The sequence below is a fragment of the Cellulomonas sp. P5_C6 genome, from assembly GCF_054049635.1.
In genome coordinates this window covers 1-21,379 of sequence record NZ_JBFULZ010000034.1, presented here as the reverse complement: position 1 = coordinate 21,379, position 21,379 = coordinate 1, and the positions used below count along the sequence as shown (strand labels likewise).

General features: G+C 73.8%; 20 protein-coding genes. 12 read left to right on the top strand and 8 right to left on the bottom strand.

The window, feature by feature from the left end:
• Positions 1 to 4: 4 nt before the first annotated feature.
• Complete coding sequence (locus ACXJKG_RS06065) at positions 5 to 1,477, bottom strand: NAD-dependent succinate-semialdehyde dehydrogenase (protein WP_456844851.1); 1,473 nt, start codon at positions 1,475 to 1,477, stop codon at positions 5 to 7.
• Between the two features lie 85 nt (positions 1,478 to 1,562).
• Here ACXJKG_RS06065 and ACXJKG_RS06060 point away from each other — a divergent pair, with 85 nt between their 5' ends.
• From ACXJKG_RS06060 to ACXJKG_RS06040, 5 genes are all read left to right on the top strand, one after another.
• Positions 1,563 to 2,372, top strand: a complete 810-nt coding sequence (locus ACXJKG_RS06060) for a thymidylate synthase (protein ID WP_456844850.1) — start codon at positions 1,563 to 1,565, stop codon at positions 2,370 to 2,372.
• Positions 2,369 to 2,869 carry a dihydrofolate reductase gene (locus ACXJKG_RS06055; RefSeq protein ID WP_456844849.1) on the top strand — a complete coding sequence of 167 codons (501 nt, stop codon included), beginning with the start codon at positions 2,369 to 2,371 and terminating at the stop codon, positions 2,867 to 2,869. Before ACXJKG_RS06060 ends, ACXJKG_RS06055 begins: the two co-directional genes overlap by 4 nt.
• Before the next feature lie 50 nt (positions 2,870 to 2,919).
• Positions 2,920 to 3,837, top strand: coding sequence for a 4-hydroxy-tetrahydrodipicolinate synthase (gene dapA / locus ACXJKG_RS06050; protein WP_456844848.1), 918 nt, complete (start codon positions 2,920 to 2,922; stop codon positions 3,835 to 3,837).
• A gap of 16 nt (positions 3,838 to 3,853) precedes the next feature.
• Positions 3,854 to 5,539 (top strand): ribonuclease J, encoded by a 1,686-nt coding sequence (locus tag ACXJKG_RS06045; RefSeq protein WP_456844847.1) that lies wholly within the window; start codon positions 3,854 to 3,856, stop codon positions 5,537 to 5,539.
• A gap of 302 nt (positions 5,540 to 5,841) precedes the next feature.
• Complete coding sequence (locus ACXJKG_RS06040; protein WP_456844846.1) at positions 5,842 to 6,657, top strand: ABC transporter substrate-binding protein; 816 nt, start codon at positions 5,842 to 5,844, stop codon at positions 6,655 to 6,657.
• A gap of 22 nt (positions 6,658 to 6,679) precedes the next feature.
• Here the strand turns inward: ACXJKG_RS06040 and ACXJKG_RS06035 are convergent, their stop codons facing one another.
• Entirely contained in the window at positions 6,680 to 7,615 is a 936-nt protein-coding gene (locus ACXJKG_RS06035) for a DMT family transporter (protein ID WP_456844845.1), read from the bottom strand.
• A gap of 73 nt (positions 7,616 to 7,688) precedes the next feature.
• Positions 7,689 to 8,639 carry a GlxA family transcriptional regulator gene (locus tag ACXJKG_RS06030; RefSeq protein WP_456844844.1) on the bottom strand — a complete coding sequence of 317 codons (951 nt, stop codon included), beginning with the start codon at positions 8,637 to 8,639 and terminating at the stop codon, positions 7,689 to 7,691.
• A 70-nt stretch (positions 8,640 to 8,709) separates the two neighbouring features.
• On the opposite strand from ACXJKG_RS06030, the gene ACXJKG_RS06025 reads away from it, so the two are divergent.
• Complete coding sequence (locus ACXJKG_RS06025) at positions 8,710 to 9,465, top strand: MBL fold metallo-hydrolase (protein WP_456844843.1); 756 nt, start codon at positions 8,710 to 8,712, stop codon at positions 9,463 to 9,465.
• A gap of 14 nt (positions 9,466 to 9,479) precedes the next feature.
• On the opposite strand, the gene ACXJKG_RS06020 is transcribed toward ACXJKG_RS06025, so the two are convergent.
• Both ACXJKG_RS06020 and ACXJKG_RS06015 read right to left on the bottom strand, forming a co-directional pair.
• Positions 9,480 to 10,598, bottom strand: coding sequence for a DNA glycosylase AlkZ-like family protein (locus ACXJKG_RS06020; RefSeq protein ID WP_456844842.1), 1,119 nt, complete (start codon positions 10,596 to 10,598; stop codon positions 9,480 to 9,482).
• Positions 10,599 to 10,634: 36 nt separating this feature from the next.
• Positions 10,635 to 11,213, bottom strand: coding sequence for a TetR/AcrR family transcriptional regulator (locus tag ACXJKG_RS06015; protein WP_456844841.1), 579 nt, complete (start codon positions 11,211 to 11,213; stop codon positions 10,635 to 10,637).
• A 73-nt stretch (positions 11,214 to 11,286) separates the two neighbouring features.
• Between ACXJKG_RS06015 and ACXJKG_RS06010 the strand changes: the two genes are divergently transcribed.
• The 3 genes from ACXJKG_RS06010 to ACXJKG_RS06000 all read left to right on the top strand — a co-directional run bounded on the left by ACXJKG_RS06010 (position 11,287) and on the right by ACXJKG_RS06000 (position 16,626).
• The gene (locus tag ACXJKG_RS06010; protein ID WP_456844840.1) at positions 11,287 to 11,697 is read left to right on the top strand and encodes a hypothetical protein; all 411 of its coding nucleotides are present in this window, start codon (positions 11,287 to 11,289) and stop codon (positions 11,695 to 11,697) included.
• A 64-nt stretch (positions 11,698 to 11,761) separates the two neighbouring features.
• Positions 11,762 to 14,431, top strand: a complete 2,670-nt coding sequence (locus ACXJKG_RS06005; protein WP_456844839.1) for a DNA translocase FtsK 4TM domain-containing protein — start codon at positions 11,762 to 11,764, stop codon at positions 14,429 to 14,431.
• Positions 14,428 to 16,626, top strand: a complete 2,199-nt coding sequence (locus tag ACXJKG_RS06000; protein ID WP_456844838.1) for a putative bifunctional diguanylate cyclase/phosphodiesterase — start codon at positions 14,428 to 14,430, stop codon at positions 16,624 to 16,626. Before ACXJKG_RS06005 ends, ACXJKG_RS06000 begins: the two co-directional genes overlap by 4 nt.
• Here the strand turns inward: ACXJKG_RS06000 and ACXJKG_RS05995 are convergent.
• Positions 16,616 to 17,929, bottom strand: a complete 1,314-nt coding sequence (locus tag ACXJKG_RS05995) for a CapA family protein (RefSeq protein ID WP_456844837.1) — start codon at positions 17,927 to 17,929, stop codon at positions 16,616 to 16,618. The genes ACXJKG_RS06000 and ACXJKG_RS05995 overlap by 11 nt on opposite strands.
• Positions 17,930 to 17,984: 55 nt before the next feature.
• On the opposite strand from ACXJKG_RS05995, the gene pgsA reads away from it, so the two are divergent.
• From pgsA to ACXJKG_RS05980, 3 genes are all read left to right on the top strand, one after another.
• A complete protein-coding gene (pgsA, locus tag ACXJKG_RS05990; protein WP_456844836.1) occupies positions 17,985 to 18,596 on the top strand; it encodes a CDP-diacylglycerol--glycerol-3-phosphate 3-phosphatidyltransferase in 612 nt (203 codons plus the stop codon).
• Position 18,597: 1 nt separating this feature from the next.
• A complete protein-coding gene (locus ACXJKG_RS05985; RefSeq protein ID WP_456844835.1) occupies positions 18,598 to 19,071 on the top strand; it encodes a CinA family protein in 474 nt (157 codons plus the stop codon).
• A 216-nt stretch (positions 19,072 to 19,287) separates the two neighbouring features.
• Positions 19,288 to 19,629, top strand: coding sequence for a helix-turn-helix domain-containing protein (locus tag ACXJKG_RS05980; RefSeq protein ID WP_056021088.1), 342 nt, complete (start codon positions 19,288 to 19,290; stop codon positions 19,627 to 19,629).
• Between the two features lie 155 nt (positions 19,630 to 19,784).
• Here ACXJKG_RS05980 and ACXJKG_RS05975 read toward each other — a convergent pair whose 3' ends face one another.
• Positions 19,785 to 20,546 carry a DNA-formamidopyrimidine glycosylase family protein gene (locus tag ACXJKG_RS05975; RefSeq protein WP_456844834.1) on the bottom strand — a complete coding sequence of 254 codons (762 nt, stop codon included), beginning with the start codon at positions 20,544 to 20,546 and terminating at the stop codon, positions 19,785 to 19,787.
• Positions 20,547 to 20,619: 73 nt separating this feature from the next.
• On the bottom strand, positions 20,620 to 21,379 hold a 760-nt coding region (locus tag ACXJKG_RS05970), incomplete at its 5' end, for an Lhr family helicase (protein ID WP_456844833.1).

The window sequence follows — 21,379 nt, the reverse complement described above, 5'->3', positions numbered from 1 at the left end:
GGGGTCAGATCGCGACGTACACGCTGTCGAGATACTCCTCGATGCCGGCCTCGCCGCCCTCGCGCCCGAGCCCGGAGGACTTCACGCCGCCGAAGGGGGCGCTCGCGTCCGAGACCAGCCCGCGGTTGATGCCGAGCATGCCGGTCTCGACGGACTCGGCCAGGCGCATCGCCCGCCCGATGTCGCGCGTGTAGGCGTAGGCGACCAGGCCGAAGGGGGTGGAGTTGGCGAGCGCGACGCCCTCGTCCTCGGAGCCGAACGTCACCACCGGTGCCACGGGGCCGAACGTCTCCTCGGTGATGACGCGCAGGTCCGCCGACACGCGGTCGAGCACGGTGGGGGCGTAGAAGTACCCGGGACGGTCCGGTCGGTCGCCGCCGATGCGCACCCGCGCGCCGCCGTCGACCGCCTCGGCGACGACCTCCTCGACGCGGTCCACGGCCGACTTCTCGATGAGCGGGCCGACCGTCGTGCCCTCGTCGGCGCCGTGCCCGACGACGAGCTTGTCGAACGCCGCGGTCAGGCCGGCGGTGAACTCCTCGGCCACGGACGCGTGCACGAGGAAGCGGTTCGCGGCGACGCACGTCTGTCCGGCGTTGCGCATCTTGGCCTGCACGGCGCCCTGCACCGCGGCCGGGATGTCGGCGTCCTCGAACACGAGGAACGGGGCGTTCCCGCCGAGCTCCATGGACGTGCGCAGGATGTTGTCGGCCGACGCCTTGAGCAGCGCCGCGCCCACCTCGGTCGAGCCGGTGAACGACAGCTTGCGCAGCCGCGGGTCGGCCAGCAGGGGCCCGGAGATCGAGCGCGCCGACGCCGACGGGACGACGTTGATCACGCCGGTGGGCAGGCCGCGGCCCTCGAGCTCCTCGCGGATGATCTCCGCGACGTACGCCGTGGTCAGCGGCGTCAGCTGCGCGGGCTTGATGACGACCGTGCACCCGGCCGCCAGCGCCGGGGCCACCTTGCGCGCGATCATCGCGATCGGGAAGTTCCACGGGGTGATCAGCAGGGCGGGTCCCACCGGGCGGCGGAGCACCAGCTGGTGGTTGGTGCCCGACGGCGCGCGGCGCGCGAGGCCGTCGAAACGCACAGCCTGCTCGGAGTACCAGCGGACGTAGTCGGCGCCGTAGGCCACCTCGGCGCGGGACTCCGCGAGCGGCTTGCCGCCCTCGGCCGTGACCAGCGAGGCGATGTCCTCCGTGCGCGCGGTGAGCGTGTCGAACACGGCCCGCAGCAGCTCGGCCCGGACGCGGGGGGCGGTGGACCGCCACTCGGGGAACGACTCGTGCGCCGAGGTCAGGGCGTCGAGGGCGTCCTGCTCGCCGCCGTCCGCGACGTCGAAGAGCGTCTCGGTGGTTGCCGGGTCCGCGACCTCGAATGTGCGCCCGGTGCTGGCGGGGCGCCACGAGCCGCCGACGAGGACCCCGGTGGGGACGTGGGCGGCGACGGTGGGGGGCAGGGACGACGGCGTCATACCGTGGAGTATGTCTCCCGGAGGGCGCCGACGCACGGGTGGACGTGCACCCGGCCTGTCGGCGGCCAGACCTACGATGACCACCATGACGGACGCGCCTGTGCCATCCCCGTACGAGGACCTCCTGCGGCTCGTCCTCGAGACCGGGACCCCCAAGGCGGACCGCACGGGGACGGGCACCCGCAGCGTGTTCGGCCACCAGATGCGGTTCGACCTGTCGGCCGGCTTCCCACTGGTCACGACGAAGCGGGTGCACCTGCGCTCGATCGTGCACGAGCTGCTCTGGTTCCTGCGCGGCGAGTCCAACGTGGCCTACCTGCACGAGAACAACGTGACCATCTGGGACGAGTGGGCCGGTCCCGACGGCGAGCTCGGTCCGGTGTACGGCGTGCAGTGGCGCAGCTGGCCGACGCCCGACGGCGGGCACATCGACCAGATCACGGAGCTGCTGGCCAACCTGCGTCGCGACCCCGACTCGCGCCGGCACATCGTCTCCGCGTGGAACGTCGCCGACATCCCGTCCATGGCGCTGGCGCCGTGCCACGCGTTCTTCCAGTTCTACGTGGCCGACGGGCGGTTGAGCTGCCAGCTGTACCAGCGGTCCGCGGACCTGTTCCTCGGGGTGCCGTTCAACATCGCCTCGTACGCGCTGCTCACGCACATGGTGGCCCAGCAGGTGGGGCTCGAGGTCGGCGACTTCGTGTGGACCGGCGGCGACTGCCACATCTACGACAACCACGTCGACCAGGTCCGCGAGCAGCTGAGCCGCACGCCGTACCCCGCGCCGACCCTGAACCTGCACCGGGCGGCGTCGCTGTTCGACTACACGTTCGACGACGTCGAGGTGGTCGGCTACCAGTACCACCCGGCCATCAAGGCGCCGGTGGCCGTGTGAGCCTCGCGCTCGTCTGGGCCCAGACGCCGACCGGCATCATCGGGCGCGACGGCACGCTGCCGTGGCACGTCCCCGAGGACATGGCGCACTTCCGCGAGCTCACCAGCGGCCACCCGGTGATCATGGGGCGGGCGACCTGGGGCTCGCTGCCCCCGCGCTTCCGGCCCCTGCCGGGTCGGGACAACATCGTGCTCACGCGGACCCCGGGGTTCGAGGCGGCGGGCGCGCTGGTCGCGCACGGCGTCGACGAGGCGCTCCGGCTGGTCGGGGACCGCGATGCCTGGGTGATCGGCGGGGGAGAGGTGTACCGGACCTTCCTGCCGCGGGCCGACCGGGTCGAGGTCACGGTGGTCTCGCTCGACGTCGGCGGCGACACGCGTGCCCCCGCGCTCGACGCGGGGACCTGGCGGCGCCAGGACGCCGACCCGGAGCACGGCTGGCACGTGTCGGCCGCGGGCGGCACCCGGTACCGGTTCGAGACGTACCTGCGCGCCTGAGGCGCGGATCGGGCGGACGACCGGGGTGCCCGGGGCGGTACCGTGGCCCCATGCCGCGCACCTCCACGTCCGCTCGACCGTTCGGCACCGTGCTCACCGCGATGGTCACGCCGTTCACGGCCGACGGCGCGGTCGACGTCTCCGGCGCCATCCAGCTGGCGCGGCACCTGGTCGACCACGGCAACGACGGGCTGGTGCTCAACGGGACGACCGGCGAGGCGTCCACGACCCACGCGCCCGAGAAGGCCGAGCTGGTCCGGGCCGTGGTCGACGCCGTGGGTGACCGTGCCTGGGTGATCTCCGGCGCCGGCTCCAACGACACCGCGCACGCCGTCCGGATGGCCGAGCAGGCGGCCGAGGCCGGTGCGCACGGCCTGCTCGTGGTCAGCCCGTACTACTCGCGGCCCTCGCAGGAGGGCGTCCGCCGGCACGTCGAGGCGGTCGCCGACGCGACCCCGCTTCCCGTCATGCTCTACGACGTCCCGGGCCGCACCGGCGTCCGCTTCGCCCCCGAGACCATCGACGCGCTCGCGGAGCACGACGGCGTGATCGCCATGAAGGACGCCGGGGGCGACCCCTACGCGGCCGCCAAGGCGATCGCCCGCACCGGCCTGGCCTGGTACTCGGGCGACGACAGCGCGTTCCTCACGCTGCTGGCCCACGGCGCCGCCGGCATCGTCAGCGTCTCCGGCCACGTCGCCGGCCGCCAGCTGTCCGACATCGGCCGGACGTTCGACGCCGGCGACCACGTCGAGGCGCTCCGCATCTTCCGATCGATCATCCCCGCGATCGACGCACTCAACGGTGCCGGCTTCCAGGCCGTCGCCGCGAAGGCCGCGCTCCAGGTGCTGGGCGTCCTGCCCGAGCGCACGGTGCGCCTCCCGCTCGTCCCCGCGAACGACGACGAGCTCGCGCTGATCCGCGACGGCCTGCAGGCCGCCGGGCTGCTCGACGTCGCCGTGCGCTGAACCCACCAGGAGCCCCATGAGTCACCCGCACCCCGAGCTCACCCTGCCGCCGGCACTCGCCGACGGCGCCCTGCGCGTCGTCGCACTGGGTGGCCTCGGAGAGGTCGGCCGCAACATGGCCGTCCTCGAGCACGCAGGCCGTCTGCTCGTCATCGATTGCGGCGTCCTGTTCCCCGAGGACCACCAGCCCGGCGTCGACCTGATCCTGCCCGACTTCGAGTACATCAAGGACCGGCTCGACGACATCGAGGCGATCGTCCTCACGCACGGCCACGAGGACCACATCGGCGCCGTGCCGTACCTCCTGCGCCTGCGCCGCGACATCCCGCTGGTCGGCTCCAAGCTGACCCTCGCGTTCATCGAGGCCAAGCTCAAGGAGCACCGGATCCAGCCCGTCACGCGCGAGGTGCGCGAGGGGCAGACCGCGACGTTCGGCGGCTTCGAGTGCGAGTTCATCGCGGTCAACCACTCGATCCCCGACGCCCTCGCGGTCGCCGTGCACACGTCCGCCGGCACCGTCCTGCACACGGGCGACTTCAAGATGGACCAGCTGCCRCTCGACGGCCGGATCACCGACCTGCGGGCGTTCGCGCGCCTGGGCGAGCGCGGCGTCGACCTGTTCATGGTCGACTCCACCAATGCCGAGGTGCCCGGGTTCGTGGCGCCCGAGCGGGGGATCGGCCCGGTCCTCGACCAGGTCTTCGCCGACTCCACCAAGCGGATCATCGTCGCGTCGTTCGCCTCGCACGTGCACCGTGTACAGCAGGTGCTCGACGCCGCGTACACGCACAACCGCCGCGTCGCCCTGGTCGGTCGGTCGATGGTGCGGAACATGGGCATCGCGTCCGACCTCGGCTACCTGAAGGTCCCGGACGGCGTGCTCATCGACCTCAAGCAGGTCGAGACGCTGCCCGACGACGAGATCGTCCTCATGTGCACCGGGTCGCAGGGCGAGCCGATGGCGGCGCTGTCCCGGATCGCCAACAACGACCACAAGGTCACCGTCGGTCCGGGCGACACGGTCATCATGGCGTCGTCGCTGATCCCCGGGAACGAGAACGCCGTCTTCCGCGTGATCAACGGCCTCACCCGGCTCGGCGCGCGCGTCGTGCACTCGGGCAACGCCAAGGTGCACGTCTCCGGGCACGCCAGCGCCGGCGAGCTCCTGTACTGCTACAACATCCTCAAGCCGCGCAACGTCATGCCCGTGCACGGCGAGATCCGGCACCTCGTGGCCAATGCCGCGCTGGCGGTGCAGACCGGGGTCCCGGCCGACCGCGTCGTGCTGGCCGAGGACGGGATCGTCGTCGACCTCATCGACGGTCGCGCCCGGATCGTCGGCGCCGTGCCCTGCGGCTACGTGTACGTGGACGGCTCGAGCGTCGGCGAGATCACCGAGGTCGAGCTCAAGGACCGGCGGATCCTCGGCGAGGAGGGCTTCATCTCGATCTTCGCGGTGGTCAGCTCGGCCGACGGCAAGGTGCTGGCAGGCCCGCAGATCCACGCCCGCGGGTTCGCCGAGCAGGACGCCGTGTTCGACGACATCCTGCCCGAGCTCACGGCCGCGCTCGAGGAGTCGGCCCGCAACGGCAACTCCGACGCGCACGTCCTGCAGCAGGTCATGCGCCGCGTCGTCGGCCGCTGGGTGTCCAACCGCCTGCGTCGCCGGCCGATGATCATCCCGGTGGTCGTCGAGGCCTGACGCCCGCGCGCACGCAGCGGGGGAATGGGGACAATCAGGTCGGACGGCACGGCTTGCCGAATTGTCTGATTGTGTGGTATGGGCTTCCGGGCCGTACGATCGCGCGAATGCTCTCCCCGCGCGCACCCTGATCTTCCTGCGCCCGCGGGCCCAGCCAAGAACCAGACGGTGCCCCACCCCGGCGCCGCGAGAGGTCCCCTGTGCGCAGTCGTCGCCCCGTCCTCGCGACCGCAGCCCTCGCTGCCGCGTCCGCCCTGCTCCTCACCGCGTGCGGAGGCAGCGGGAGCCCGAGCTCAGCGGCGGTGCCCGACGACGGCAGCTCGCCCCGCTCGAGCGCCATCGTGAAGGTCGACAGCATCGCCGCGCTGGTGCCAGCCGAGATCGCCGCCCGGGGCACGCTCGTCGTCGGGGCGGACACCTCGTACGCTCCGGCCGAGTACCTGGACGTCGACGGCGTCACGCCCGTCGGCTACGACGTCGACCTCGCCAAGGCCATCGCGGTCGTGCTCGGGCTGACGGCCGACGTCCGGACCGCCGACTTCTCCAGCATCATCCCGGGCGTCGGTTCCACGTACGACGTCGGCATCTCCTCGTTCACCATCAATGCGGACCGCATGGAGCAGGTGAACATGGTCCAGTACCTCGAGGCCGGCGAGGCCTTCGCCGTCGGCAAGGGGAACCCGCAGGGGATCTCGGCCGACGACCTGTGCGGCAGGACCGTCGCGGTCCAGGCCGGCACGATCCAGGAGGAGGAGCTCGGCACGCTCACCGAGGAGTGCGAGGGCGCCGGCAAGAAGGCGATCCGGCGGCTCGCGTTCGCCACGCAGACGGGGGCGACCGATGCGCTGGTGGTCGGCAGTGCCGACCTCATGTACGCGGACTCGCCGATCATCGCCTACGCGATCGAGACGTCGAGCCAGCTCGAGCAGCTCGGCGAGGCGTTCGCCACCGCCCCGCAGGGCATCGCCGTCTCGAAGGACGACCAGGCGCTGACGGTCGCGATCCAGAAGGCCGTGCAGGAGCTGATCGACAGCGGCGGGTACGGCAGGGTCCTGACCAGCTGGCTCGTGCGCGCCAGTGAGGTCACCACGGCCGAGCTCAACCCCTCGACCGACTGACGTCGTCCGAGCGGCCTCAGCGTCAGGACGGGGTGACCTGGGGGTCGCCGTCGGTGGCGAGCGCCTCGTCGACCGTCACGGGGTCGACGGGTGCGACGGCGTCCGCCCGCGGCCGGCGTGACGCCGCCGCCGAGCCGAGCAGGATCAGCGCGGTCGCGGCGAGCACCGTGACCGTGATCGCCTCGTCGAGCACGAGCGCGCCGAGCGCGACCGCGACGACGGGGTTGAGGTACGCCACGAGCGTCGACCGCGCCGCCCCGACCTCGACGATGAGGCGGAAGAAGAGCACGAACGCGAGCGCGGTGCACAGGGCACCCAGTCCGACGAGCGCGAGGACGGCGTCGAGGGGCGGCCACGGCTGCCGCCCGGAGGCGACCACGAACGGGAGGTACACGAGCGCCGTGATGCCGAGGCACGTGGCGGTCAGCGGGATCGCCGGCACGTCGCGCAGGGCGCGGTCCGCGATGATCGGCGCGGACGCGTAGCCGAGCGCGGCCAGGAGCACCTGCGCGACGGCCCACGGGTCCCCACCGGCCGCGCCGGGTCCGAGCAGCAGGGCGACGCCGCCGAGGCCGACCAGCAGGCCGACCCACCGGATGGGCGCGACCGCCCGGCGGTCGCCGACGAACCGGCCCAGCACGACCGCCGCGATCGGGACCGTGGCCACCAGGAGCCCGGTGGTGGAGCTGGACAGGGTGCGCTCGGCGTTGGACAGCAGGATCCACGGCAGCACGATCTCGAGCACGGCGAACCCGAGGACCGCCGGCCAGTGCCCGCGGAGCACGCGCAGGCCGCCGCCGCGCAGGGCGAAGGGCAGCAGGAGCAGGGCGCCGAGCGCGGTCCGCACGAACACCACCGTGGCGGGCGTGACCTCGCCGACGGCGACCTTGATCAGCAGGTACGGGATTCCCCAGATGACCCCGACCGCGACGAGCAGGATCCAGCCGCGGCGGCTCATGCGGGGCCCGGGTGGCGGAGCAGCGGCGTCGCTATGACCAGCATGCACTCACCGTAGGACCGCCCACCGACAGTCAGGACGCCGTGCGGAAGGTCGCCCGGTGCTGCCGCGGGCTCGTGCGGAACTCGCGCGCGAAGTGCTGCCGCAGGGCCGCCGACGAGCCGAACCCGGAGGACGMCGCGACCTGCTCGACGGGCTCGTCGGTGGACTCGAGGAGCACGCGCGCCCGCACCAGGCGCTGCCGCAGGAGCCAGCGGGCGGGGCTGACCCCGGTGCGGGCGCGGAAGTGCCGCGTGAACGTGCGGCGCGACTGGTGCACGCTCGCCGCCCAGGTGTCGAGGTCCAGGGGCTCGTCGAGGCGGGCGGCCGCCCAGCCCATCGCGACCTCGACCGGGTCGGCCGACGGCTCGGGGGCGACCGGCGCCGGGATGTACTGCGCCTGGCTGCCGTCCCGGTGCGGCGCGAGCACGAGCGCGCGGGCGACGTCCGCGGCGAACGCGGCGCCGTGGTCGCCGCGCACGACGTGCAGGCAGCAGTCCAGCGCGGCGGCGACCCCGGCGGAGGTCACGACGTCGCCGAGGTCGCACCACAGCACGTCCGAGCGCACGATCGCGGACGGGTGCCGGCGGGCGAGCTCGGGAGCCGCCGACCAGTGCGTGGCGACCTCGCGCCCGTCGACCAGCCCGGCCGCGGCGACGACGAACGACCCGAGGCACAGCCCCACGACGCGCGCCCCGCGGTCGTGTGCGGCGACGACGGCCGCGACGAGGTCTGCCGACGGCTCACGACCGACGTGCCAGCTCGGGATCACCACGGTGTCCGCCTCGGCCAGCGCGTCGAGCCCTCGGGCGACCGCCAGGTCGTAGCCGGCATCCGTGCTGATCAGGCCTGGTTCCTCGGCGCAGACGGTGACGCGGTAGCGGGGCGTCGGCGCGCTGCGGGAGCGCGCCGCGAACACCGTCGACGGCACGGACAGGTGGAACGGGCTGATCCCGGGGAACGCGACGACGGCGACCTCGTGCATGGCCCGATCATAGCGAACGGTGTCCTTCGGGCCACTGGTCGTCGGGGACCGACCGGACGACGCTGGGTTCATGACCTCGTCGATCACCGCCACCTTCGTCGGCGGACCCACGCTGCGCCTCACGTACGCCGGCCTCACGTTCCTCACCGACCCCACGTTCGACCCGCCCGGTGACTACCCGAGCGGTGGCGCCACCCTCCACAAGCTGGTCGGCCCGGCCGTCCCGGTCGACCGGCTGGGCCCGGTCGACGTCGTCCTGCTCTCGCACGACCAGCACGCCGACAACCTCGACCACGCGGGTCGCGAGCTCCTCGCCTCCGTGCCGACCGTCCTGTCGACGCCGGATGCCGCCGGCCGGCTCGAGGGCGTGCGCGGCCTGGCGCCGTGGGAGCGGGTGACCGTCGGCGACGTGACGGTCACGGCCGTCCCTGCCCGGCACGGTCCCGAGGGTGCCGAGCCGCTCAGCGGAGTGGTCACCGGGTTCGTGCTCGAGGCCGACGGTTGGTCGACCGTGTACGTCTCGGGGGACAACGCCTCCCTGGACGTGGTCGACGCGATCGCGCGCCGGGTGCCGGGGATCGGGATCGCCGTGCTGTTCGTCGGCGGCGCCAACGTCGGGCGGTTCGGGGACGAGCCCCTCACGCTCGATGCCGCGCGGGCGGGAGCGGCGTCGGACCTGCTGCCCGGTGCGCGGATCGTCCCGGTGCACCACAGCGACTGGGGGCACTTCGTCGACCCCCTGGCCGCGGTCGAGGCGCGCTTCGCGGCGGGCGGCCGGCGTGACCGGCTGGTCGTGCTGGAGCGCGGGGTCCCCACCGAGCTCTGAACCGACCCGACCGGTCAGGCGGGCTTCACCCCGCGGAACTGCGCCAGCCGCTCGTGCTCGACGCCGACCGCCGCCCTGGTCCGGGCGGTCCACGGCACCCACTCGTCGAGCTCGAGCCCGAGCGTCTTCCCCTTGGCGCGCGGTCGCCACGTGCCGACGACCTCCCCGTCGACGAGCACGGCACCCGGGCGGCCGATCGTGGGCCAGAGCGCCTTGTGGTGCGCCGTGTCGGGCACCACCAGGGCGCGGTCACGGCCCTGCAGGAACAGGTCGTACGGGCCGAGCAGCCGCACGACCGTCTTGTCGGGCGGGTCCTCGAGGGCGGGGACGTCGGCGTCGAGCATGGCGGCCGTGGCACCGTCGACGTCCACCTCGACGGCGTCCTGCGGCCACCGGTCCGTGACGTCCCGCAGGGGAGCGTCGAGGTACTCGGCGGCCTGCCTCGGCGTGAGGGGCCCGAGCAGGTGGAGGAGCCCGCGCAGCAGGTCGACCGGCCCGTCGTCGCCGGCCGTCGGGCGGTCGAGGACCCCGACCTGCCCGGCGGGCCAGCGCGGTATCCGGCGGACCACCGGAGGAGAGGTGTCAGGCTCCAGCTCGAGCCCGGCGTGCAGGGCGGCCAGGCRGAACGGCATCTCGTACATGTGCGTGGCGCCGCAGGCCGGGCACCAGCGCAGGTACGGATCGCTCATCTCGGCCGTCATCCGGGTGGACAGCGTCCCCTTGGCCATCGGCTGGTCGACCACCTCCCGCATGGTCCGCGCGACCGAGGACATCGCCTCCAGGACCGGGATGCCGGCCGCCTTGAGCGGGCCCGAGGCGTTGATCACCCGCTTGGCCGCGTCGGCCTCGGAGTAGGGGCGCAGCGCCTGCTCGACGGCCCGCAGGTCCCGGCGGCGGTACGCGTGCGGAGCGGCCCTGACCGTCCAGGCGAGGGCGAGCTCGGTCGGCCACTCGTGCGCCCGGACCGGCACGCCCCGCACCGCCAGCGCCCAGAGGGCGCCGTCCGGCCCGGTGTCCTGCACGCCGTGGTCGAGGATCGCGGCGTCGTCGGGCGCCCGGGTGGCGACGACGTCCCGGTCGAGCTGCTGGGCGTGCACGCGGTACCGGAGCACCTGCCGGCGGGTCACGGACATCGACCCACCGTGGCACGGACCACCCACACCGGCTGGTCAGCCGCCGAGGATCCCCGGTCCCGCCGCCCGCAGCGTCCGGGCGTACCGGTCGGCGGACCCGTCCGGCAGCAGCCCGCCCAGCTCGAGCTCGACCAGCCCGTGCACCAGCGCCCACAGTCCGAGCGCGGGCTCCTGCGCGGCCTCGGCGCCCACGTCGAGCACCCTCCCGACGGCGTCGCGCAGCACCCCGAACGTCGCGCTCGCGGTGGCCGGGCCGCGAGTGCCGTCCTGCAGGCCCGCGCCGGCCGCGCCGAACATCACGCGGTAGAAGTGGGGGTCCTCCAGCGCGTGCCGCCGGTAGGCGAGGCCCAGGCCCAGCAGGTCGGCGGCGGGGTCGGCGGTCTGCGGGACCGCGGCGAGTCGCCGGGCGAAGCGCGCGAAGGCCTCGTCACCGACCGCGCGAACCAGGTCCTCGCGGCTGCCGAACAGCGAGTAGACGGCCGACGCCGACGTGCCCGAACGGGCGGCGAGGTCCCGGACCGTCAGCCCCGCGGCGCCGGCCGAGGCGACGATCGCCGACGCCTCCTCGAGCAGGCGCACGCGCAGGGCGTCGTCGTGCACGCGGGGTCGGGCCATCCGGCGAGTCTAGGGGGTTGACCAGGGTTTGCGAACAAGGTTCTATAACAGTGTTCGGAAACGAGGAGGGCACATGATCGAGCTCACGGACGCCGCCCGGGTCACGGCGGGCGTCGTCGCCCTGACGGTGGTGGCCATCGAGTCCGGCGGCGCCTTCCTGCTGCGCGTCGTGACCGGCAAGGAGCAGGCCACCGAGTTCCAGAAGAGCTTCTACCGCGCCGGGCACGCGCACGCCGGCGTCCTGGTCACGCTCGGGCTCGTCTGCCTGCTGCTGGGCGAGGCGACGTCGCTCACCGGGTTCTGGCGCTGGCTGGCGCAGACCGGGGTCCTGATCGCGGCGATCGTCATGCCGGCCGGCTTCTTCTTCGCCGCGATGGGCCGCGGTCGCGAGGCGCCCAACAGGGCCGTCGTGCTGCTCGCGGTGGGCGCCGTTCTCCTCGCCGCCGGGGTCGTCGCGCTCGGTGTGGGCCTGCTGCTCGGGTGAACGCGCGGGCGACACGCGCCCAGGCACGGCTGTGTCGTCGGCAGCCCCGGCTACTTTGAGGACCATGGCGACTCGTACGTCCACCCCACGCGCCCGGTCCGGTGCGCCGACGACGTCGCGCGCCGCCGGAAAGCAGTCGGGCTCCTCCCGACCGCAGACCCGCAAGCCTGCCCCGCCGCCGCACCGGCCGGCGCTGCCGGTGCGGATGGTCAAGGGCACCTTCATGGGTGCCGCCCACCTCGTCGGCGGCACCGCCCGCCGCGTCGGCCGGGGCGCCAAGGACCTGGACCCGTCGCACCGCCGGGACGGACTGGCGTTCACCCTGCTCGGCCTCGCGATCATCATCGCCGCCCGCGAGTGGTGGGACCTGTCCGGCACGGCCGGGACCCTCGTGCACAACGTGGTCGCCGGCACGTTCGGCAAGGTCGGCGTYGTCGTGCCGGTCGTGCTGCTCGGGCTGGCCATCCGGCTCATGCGGCACCCCGAGCGCGTCGAGGCCAACGGCCGCATCGTCATCGGGCTGGGCGCCATCACGCTGGCGGTGTGCGGCCTCGTGCAGATCGCCGCCGGCCTGCCGGGCACCGACGACTTCGCCGCGCTGCGAGCCGCCGGCGGCATCGTCGGCTTCCTGGTCGGGACCCCGCTCGCCAGCCTGCTCACGCCGGGTGTGGCCGTCGTGCTGCTGATCCTGCTGGCGTTCTTCGGCGTCCTCGTCGTCACCGCGACCCCGGTGCACCAGGTGATCCCGCGGCTGCGCGGCGTCTACGACCGGCTCACGGGCAACCACCGTGCGTCGGCGTCCGACGCCGACGAGGTCGAGGACGACGCCCCGCTCGTCATCAACGCGCTGCACACCGCCGTGCCGGAGATCGAGGCGGCGCCGGCCAAGCGTGGGCTGCTGGCGCGCCGGCGCCGGCGCGCGGAGGACGTCGACGAGCCTGAGGACACCCGGCTCGACGGGTACGACGGCGACGAGGCGTTCGCGCGCGCGGCCATCGTCGCCGCGGCGGAGGCCGAGGCGGAGGCGCAGGCGGCACGAGACGCGGCCCCGGACACGGTGCCGACGACGGTGGTCGCCAAGACGCCGCTCGTGGCACCGGAGACGACGCCGGTCCCGCGGGGCGAGCAGCCCATGCTCGGCGGCGACGTCCTCTACACGCTCCCGGCCGAGGACGCGCTGGCCAAGRGTGCGCCGCACAAGGTCCGCTCGGCCGCGAACGACCGGGTGGTCGAGTCCCTCACGTCCGTGCTCGAGGCGTTCGAGATCGACGCGCAGGTCACGGGCTTCACGCGCGGCCCGACCGTCACGCGCTACGAGGTCGAGCTGGGCCGGTCCGTCAAGGTCGAGCGGGTCACCGCGCTGAGCAAGAACATCGCGTACGCGGTGGCCAGCGCCGACGTGCGGATCCTGTCGCCGATCCCCGGCAAGTCCGCCATCGGCATCGAGATCCCGAACACCGACCGCGAGACCGTGTCGCTGGGCGACGTGCTGCGCTCCAGCGCGGCCAAGCGCACCGAGCACCCGATGGTCATCGGCGTCGGCAAGGACGTCGAGGGCGGCTACGTCACCGCCAACCTCGCCAAGATGCCCCACCTGCTGGTCGCGGGCGCCACCGGCGCGGGCAAGTCCAGCTTCGTCAACTCGATGATCGTCTCGATCCTCATGCGCGCGACGCCCGACGAGGTCCGGATGGTGCTCGTCGACCCCAAGCGCGTCGAGCTGACGGTCTACGAGGGCATCCCGCACCTCATCACGCCGATCATCACCAACCCGAAGAAGGCCGCGGAGGCCCTCGAGTGGGTGGTGCGCGAGATGGAGGCGCGCTACGACGACCTGGCGAACTTCGGGTTCAAGCACATCGACGACTTCAACACCGCGGTCCGGGCCGGAAAGGTCAAGCCGCTGCCGGGCTCCGAGCGCAAGATCGCGACCTACCCGTACCTGCTGGTGGTCGTCGACGAGCTGGCCGRCCTCATGATGGTCGCCCCGCGCGACGTCGAGGCGTCGATCCAGCGCATCACTCAGCTGGCGCGCGCGGCCGGCATCCACCTGGTGCTCGCCACCCAGCGCCCGAGCGTCGACGTCGTGACCGGCCTGATCAAGGCCAACGTCCCGTCCCGTCTCGCGTTCGCGACCAGCAGCCTCACCGACTCGCGGGTCGTCCTCGACCAGCCGGGCGCGGAGAAGCTCATCGGGCAGGGTGACGCGCTGTTCCTGCCGATGGGTGCGGCCAAGCCCATGCGCACCCAGGGCGCCTGGGTGTCGGAGTCGGAGATCCACGCCGTCGTCGAGCACGTGAAGAAGCAGCTCAAGCCCGTGTACCGGCAGGACGTCGCGGCGGCCCCGGTGAAGAAGCAGGTCGACGACGACATCGGCGACGACCTCGACCTGCTGCTGCAGGCCGCGGAGCTGGTGATCACCACGCAGTTCGGCTCGACGTCGATGCTGCAGCGCAAGCTGCGCGTCGGGTTCGCCAAGGCGGGTCGGCTCATGGACCTGCTGGAGTCGCGCGAGATCGTCGGCCCGTCCGAGGGCTCCAAGGCGCGCGAGGTGCTGATCCAGCCCGACGACCTGGCGGGCACGCTGGCGATGCTGCGCGGCGCCCCCGGCGAGGAGGAGGACCGGTACGCGACCGTCGACGGGGCCCTGCCGGGCGAGCCGCCGGTGGCGACCGACTACTTCGACGGCGCGGAGGAGGACGACGCCGGACAGTGGTCCGGCGGGGGTCGGTGACCGTCGCGACCTCCGGCCCCCTGGGGGTCGTCAGCACGGTGATCGCCGTCGTGGCGATCGTGGCACTCGTGGCGGTGCTCATCCTCCTGGCCAGGCAGCGCGCCCAGGTGCGCCGCGCGAACGAGCTGCTGGAGCTGTCGCGCGAGCTGCGGCACCGGTACGACGCGCTGCAGGCCGTGACCAAGGAGGGCGTGCTCGTCCAGTCCCTGTCCGGCAAGGTGCTCGACATCTCCGAGCGCGCCGCGGCGATCCTCGGCATCGATGCCGCGTCCTCGGTCGGCCGCTCGGTGGGCGACCTCCCCGTGGTGCTGGTCAACGAGATGGGCCTGGCGATGAACCCGGCGGCGGTGCTGGGCCACCGCAGCGGCGTCGCGCGCGCGGGCTGGACGGTCGACTCCGAGCTGGTCGGCGTGGCGCTGCCCGGCACCGACACCACGCAGGCGCGCATGGTCCAGGTGGCCAGCCAGCTGGTCCCCGCGGGCGACGGCGACGTGGCCGCGGTGCTCACGACGCTGGTCGACGTCACCGGGCGCCGCGAGGTCGAGGCGGCGCTGACCCGCAGCGAGATGCAGTTCCGGGTCGCCATGGAGAACGCCCCCATCGGCATGGCGCTGGTGGACCTCGAGTGGCGCATCGTCGAGGCCAACGCGGCGTTCGCGGAGCTGCTGGGCACCAGCGTCGGCGCGCTGCGCGGCTACCGCATGGAGGACCTCAGCACGCCCGAGGGGCGGCCCGCCGAGCGCCTCGAGGTCGACCGGCTGCTCGGTGGCGGCCAGCATCGGTTCTCCCTCGAGAAGCGCTACCAGCGCGCCGACGGCCACCAGGTCTGGGTCGCGCTCGATGCCGCGCTCGTGCGCACGCCGACCGGGGCGCCCGACCACTTCGTCGTCCAGGTCCGGGACTCGACCGAGTCCCGGCTGCAGGCCGAGATGCTCACGCACCGGGCCATGCACGACCCGCTGACCGGCCTGGCCAACCGCACGCTCCTGCAGGAGGTCCTGCAGTCGGTGCTCGAGCAGCCGGGCGTGGTCGACCGTGTGGCCGTGCTCGCGTGCGACCTCGACGGGTTCAAGGAGATCAACGACCGGTACGGGCACGCCGCGGGCGACGAGGTGCTGGTGCACGTCGCGGGCGTCCTGCGCGCCGCGACCGCGCGCCGCGGGACCGTCGCACGGCTCGGGGGCGACGAGTTCGTGGTGGTCGTGCAGGACCTGGACGGTCCGCGGGCGGTCTTCGAGGTCGCGGCGGCGATCCACACCGGGCTCCTGGAGCAGGTCCGCGTCGGCCGTCGCCGCCTGACGGTCGCGGCGAGCATCGGCATCGCGCTGGCGGACCCCGACTCGATCGAGGGCGGCGCCCCGGGGCTGCTCGCCGCCGCCGACGCCGCGCTCTACCGCGCCAAGGGCTCCGGCCGCAGCCGCACGGAGGTCTACGAGCCGTCGATGACCATGGGCTCGGCGTCCGACCTGCACCGCGAGCTCGCCGCGGCGATCTCCAACGACCAGCTCGTGGTCCACTACCAGCCGATCGTCGACCTGTCGGACTCGCGGGTGGTCGGCTACGAGGCCCTCGTGCGCTGGGAGCACCCCACGCGCGGGCTGCTGCTGCCGGCCTCGTTCCTCTCGCTGATCCAGGAGGCGGGCATGTCCGTCGCCCTCGGGCAGCTGGTGGCCACGCGCGTCGTGGAGTTCGTCGCCTCGATCCACGACCGGACGCGCTGGGTGTCGGTCAACGTGTCGGCCGACCAGCTGGGCGACGGCGAGTTCGCGACGACCCTGCTCGGCGAGATCTCCCGGCACCGCCTGACGGCCGGGCGGATCGTCGTCGAGCTCACCGAGTCCTCGTTGGTGGCGTCGGGGACGCGGATCCGGCACGAGCTCACGCAGCTGTCCGCCGCGGGCGTGCCGATCCTGCTCGACGACTTCGGCACGGGCGTCTCGCCGCTGTCGTACCTGCGCGACCTGCCGGTGGCGGGCGTGAAGCTCGACATGTCCTTCACGTCCGGCATCCCCGAGGACCCCACCGCGGGCAAGGTGGCCCGGGCGCTCGGCGCGCTGGCCCGCGAGCTCGCGATGGTGACCATCGCCGAGGGCATCGAGCACGAGGAGCAGGCCGAGTACCTGCACCGCAACGGCTGGCGCTACGGCCAGGGTTGGCTGTACGGCAGCGCGCAGCCGGGCGACATCAGCCGCTGACGCGCGGCACGACGACGGGCGCGGGCCCGGTGGTGGTCACTGGCGTCGTCCGCTGCGGCGCCTGGGTCCCGGCCGCGGCGACCACCCGGGCCAGGCGGTCCGCCACCTGCGCGGCGCTGAGCGTGCCCGTGCCGCCCGCGATGTCCACGAGCGCGTGCACCTGGTGCCCGCCCAGCCGGTCCACGGTCACGGGCGTCCACTCGACCCCGGTGACGCGTGCGGGTCCGGCCTCGCGCCCCTCCGCGGGGAACGCGCCCGTACTCTCCACGTGCGCGGTGAGCAGCAGCCCGGAGTCGGTGTTCTCCACGCAGCACTCGCCGTCCTGGTTGGAGATGTAGTTGCCGAGCCCGTAGGCCACCCACATCCCCTCGCCGCGCGGCCCACCGCTGAGGTGCTCCACCGGCTGGGGCACGTGCGCGTGATGGCCGATGAGCAGGTCGAACACCCCGGAGTCGGCCAGCTGCTGGTCGAACGCGACCTGCTCGGGCGTCGGCTCGGTGCGGTACTCCACGCAGCAGTGGACGCTCGCGATCACCAGGTCGGCACCGGCCGCGCGCGCCGCCGTCGCCTGCGCCACCATCGCGGGCACGTCGATGAGGTTGACCGACCACGGCTTGTCGGCGTCGATCGGCATGCCGTTGGTGCCGTACGCGGCGGCGATGTGCGCGACGGTGATCGACTGGCCCGCCCGCTCGAGGGTGTACAGCTGCGGTTGCGACTGCTCGAGCGCGCTGCGGGCCGTGCCGACGTGCCCGAGGCCGGCGGCGTCCATGGCGTCCAGCGTGGCCGTGATGCCGGCGAAGCCGCGGTCGACGGAGTGGTTGGACGCGGTCGAGCAGCCGTCCCAGCCCTGCGCCTTCAGCGACGAGGCGATCTCCGCCGGAGAACCGAACAGCGGGTAGCCGCTGGGCGGGGTGCCCGCGGGCGCGACCGGCACCTCGAGGTGGCAGAGCGCAAGGTCAGCGCCCTGGACCCACGGGTCCATCGGTGCGAGCAGCGGTCCGAAGTCGTAGCCCCCGCCGGGTGTCCGCGCGTCGGCGAGGACGGGCAGGTGCGGCAGGACGTCGCCGGCCGCCACGATCGAGAACTCGGCGTCGGGGTCCGCCGTCGGCGTGGGCGTGGGGGTCGGGGTCGGCGTCTGGCTGACCGGCGGCGGCGCGGGCGTGCCCGTCTGCGCGGCGACCGTCGAGTCCCAGGGCCGAAGTGCCGCCGCGACGGCACCGAGGCTCGCGAGCACGAGCAGCAGGATCGCGAGGCCGACGACGACGGGGGAGCGTCGGCCGGCGCGGGCGTGGCGGGTCACACGCGGACTGTAGTTCGTGGACGGCCCACCTCTCGCACCCCTCTAGGCTGTCCGGGTGTCCGACGCCGTGCCTCCAGCGCCTTCTGTGCCCTCCGCCTGGAACCTGGCGAACGCGCTCACGGTGCTGCGCATCGCGATGGTGCCGTTCTTCGCCTGGGCCCTGCTCGTCGACGGCGGGCACAGCACCACCGGCCGGCTCGTCGCGACCGCCCTGTTCGCCCTCGCCGCGGCCACCGACCGCCTCGACGGCTGGCTCGCCCGGCGCTCCGGCCAGGTCACCAACTTCGGCAAGCTCCTCGACCCCATCGCGGACAAGGTGCTCATCGGCACCGCGCTGATCCTGCTGTCGTGGCTGGGCGACCTGTCGTGGTGGGTCACGGTCATCATCCTGATCCGGGAGCTCGGCATCACGGCGATGCGGTTCTTCCTGCTGCGCTACGTGGTGCTGCCGGCATCCCGGGGCGGCAAGCTCAAGACGGTCCTGCAGTCTGTCGCCATCGGCCTCTACCTCCTGCCGCTGGACCAGCTGCCGACGTGGGTGTCCGTGGTCGCGGCGATCCTCATGGCCGCCGCGCTGGTGGTGACGGTCGTGACCGGCCTGGACTACCTGCGGACCGGGCTGCAGATCCGCCGGACCGCCGCCCGGCCGCCCGCCGCCGGGTTGTGACGTGCCGGGCGCTCCCGAGCTGCTCGCGGCCGTCGGCGCCCGCGGCTGGACCCTGGCCGTCGCCGAGTCGCTGACCGGCGGGCTCGTCTGCGCGACGCTCGTCGACGTGCCCGGCGCGTCCGCCGTGCTGCGCGGCGCGGTCGTCGCCTACGCCACCGAGCTCAAGGGAACGCTGCTCGGCGTCGACGCGGCCCTGCTCGCGGCTCGCGACGCGGTCGATCCCGACGTCGCGAAGGCGATGGCGCTCGGCGTCCGGGAGCGGCTCGGCGCCGAGGTCGGGCTCGCGACGACCGGCGTGGCCGGCCCCGACCCGCAGGACGGGCACCCGCCCGGCACCGTCCACGTCGCGGTCTCCACCCCCGACGGGACCGTCGTACGGACCCTGCGGCTGACCGGTGACCGGGGCACCGTCCGCGCCCGGTCCGTGGACGCCGTGCTGGCGCTGGGGGTGGAATTCGTGGGCCGATCGGGGTGAATCTGCGGCTCGCCCTGGGTGGCGCGCGGGGTCAGCGGGAACACTGCAAGGGGTCGCATCGTTGGAACGACCGTGATGAGCACTCGACCCCCGGCACGACGCCTGCCTTCGCGTGTCGGTGGTGCAAGGTACGGTGGAATCCTCCCGGTGAAGGGTCCGCAGCGGACTCCGGCTCCCGGGGCGGATGTGGCACGTGACGCGAGAGGGGGAGCCCGAATGGTTGTACTACGTCGAGAGATCGGCGATGTGCTGCGGGATGCGCGACAGCGCCAGGGGCGCACCCTGCGTGAGGTGTCGTCGGCAGCCCGCGTGTCGCTCGGTTACCTGAGCGAGGTGGAGCGGGGTCAGAAGGAGGCGTCGTCGGAGCTGCTCAACAGCATCTGCGAGGCGCTCGACGTCCCGATGTCGCTCGTCCTGCGCGAGGTCAGTGACCGCGTCGCAGTCGCCGAGGGTCTGTTGATCCCCGACACGGTGCCCGCGGACCTCGCGGCGTCGGTGGCCGGTGCCGCCGACTCCGGCTGGGCGCGGTCGCGGTCGGAGCTCGCAGCCATCGGCTGATTGACGGCCTCGGCCGTCTTTGCCTGATCGGGCGCGTGTGCACCCGATCCACGGGGCACTTGGGGTGCGCCCGTGACGCCGGACGATGGTGTCCGCGCGTCGTCCTGCGCGGTCCGTGGACATTCGTCCGCGGACCGTTGCTCGTTCCCGACGAGCTACCGCGGGCTCTGCTGGCACCGCGGGCAGTAGAAGATCGGGCGCTCCATCGGGGGCTTGCGCGCCTGCGCGACCGCGATCCGGGTGCCGCAGCGGTGGCACGGCTCGCGCAGCCTGCCGTGCACGTGCCCCGGCGGCCGTCCGTCGGCGACGGAGCGTTGCAGCTGGCGGCGGGCCACCGCCAGCAGTCGCGCGGGGGCCTCGATCTGGTCGGCCGGGGTCCACGGCCACAGGCGCTCGGAGAACAGGGACTCGGCCGCGAAGATGGTGCCGATCCCCGCGACGACCGTCTGGTCGAGCAGCACCTCCGCGACCGGGGTCGAGCCGCGGGCCGACCAGCGCCGCAGCGCCTCGTCCACGTCGACGGTCTCGCCGAGCAGGTCCGGGCCCAGGTGGCCGATCACCGTGTGCTCGTCCCTGGTCCGCAGGACGTCGAGCATGCCCAGGTCGAGACCCACGGCGGTCCACTCCGCGTTGCCGAGCACGGCCCGGACGTGCGGCGAGCGTGCCGAGGCGCCGTCGGTGTCGCTCCGCGCGATCCGCCACCGGCCCTCCATGCGCAGGTGCGTGTGCAGGGTGCGGCCGTCGTCGAACCGGGTGAGCAGGTGCTTGCCGTACGACCGGGTCTCCAGCACGGTCCGGCCGACCAGGTCGACGGTCGCGGCGCTGGGCCAGCGCAGGTCCGACCGCGTGACCACCCGGTCGGCGAGCGCGAGCTGGAAGCGGTCGGCGGTCCGGCGCAGGATGTCGCCCTCAGGCACGGGCCCGCTCCGTCACGACCGGTCCCACCGGCGCCGGGCCGTCACGACCAGGCCCATCGGTCAGGCCGCGGGGTCACGGCCGGTCCCGCAGCCGCAGGCCGCGCGGGGTGGTCGCGAACCCGGCGGCGACGAGCGCCTGCCCGAGCGTGCCGTGCAGGGCGCCGGCGAGGACCTCGACGCCGTCGACCCGCACGATCGTGAGCTGGCCGCTGCGTCGCGCGCGCACGGTCGACGCCAGGCCGTCGGCGGCGCCCGTGAGGACGCGGGCGTCGGTGGTGAACGACAGGACCGTGCGGCCGCCGCGCTCGAGGTAGAGCACCAGGGCACCGTCGACGAGGACGACGAGCGCCCCGCCCTTGCGGCCCGGTCGGTGCCGACCCGTGCCGGCGTCCTCGGTCTGCGGCCCCGGAGCCGGCCACGGCAGCGAGGCGCCGTACGGGTTGGCGGGGTCGGTCGCGGCGAGCACGACGACCTGGTCCTCGTGGGGCGCGTGCTCGTCCGCCGACCGCTCGATGACCTGCGCGTCGACCCGGAGCCGGTCGACCGCCCCCGGTAGCGCGAACTGGGAGCCGCCGAGGCGCTCCACGAAGTAGCCGCGGCGCACCTGGCCGCCCTGCTCGAGCGCCGACAGCACGCGGTACACGTCGGCGAACCGGGCACCGATGCCCTCGGCGGGTGCGACGGCGCGGGTGAGGATGCCGTGGCGGTCGAGCAGCTGCGCGGCGAGCGCGTGCGCCCGGAGCGTGGGGTCGACCTCGCGCGCGGGGAGCAGCGACCACCGGCCCCCGCTCGCCGCGCCGTCGAGGCCGAGGGCGGACGACCGGGTGCCGGGG

What these genes read in the sequence shown, in the direction of transcription:
- dapA (WP_456844848.1), top strand. Translation starts at nt 2,920, where the DNA reads ATGCCGCGCACCTCCACGTCCGCTCGACCGTTCGGCACCGTGCTCACC.
- ACXJKG_RS06025 (WP_456844843.1), top strand. Translation starts at nt 8,710, where the DNA reads ATGACCTCGTCGATCACCGCCACCTTCGTCGGCGGACCCACGCTGCGC.
- ACXJKG_RS06060 (WP_456844850.1), top strand. Translation starts at nt 1,563, where the DNA reads ATGACGGACGCGCCTGTGCCATCCCCGTACGAGGACCTCCTGCGGCTC.
- ACXJKG_RS05980 (WP_056021088.1), top strand. Translation starts at nt 19,288, where the DNA reads ATGGTTGTACTACGTCGAGAGATCGGCGATGTGCTGCGGGATGCGCGA.
- ACXJKG_RS06010 (WP_456844840.1), top strand. Translation starts at nt 11,287, where the DNA reads ATGATCGAGCTCACGGACGCCGCCCGGGTCACGGCGGGCGTCGTCGCC.
- ACXJKG_RS06015 (WP_456844841.1), bottom strand. Translation starts at nt 11,213, where the DNA reads ATGGCCCGACCCCGCGTGCACGACGACGCCCTGCGCGTGCGCCTGCTC.
- ACXJKG_RS06065 (WP_456844851.1), bottom strand. Translation starts at nt 1,477, where the DNA reads ATGACGCCGTCGTCCCTGCCCCCCACCGTCGCCGCCCACGTCCCCACC.
- ACXJKG_RS06035 (WP_456844845.1), bottom strand. Translation starts at nt 7,615, where the DNA reads ATGAGCCGCCGCGGCTGGATCCTGCTCGTCGCGGTCGGGGTCATCTGG.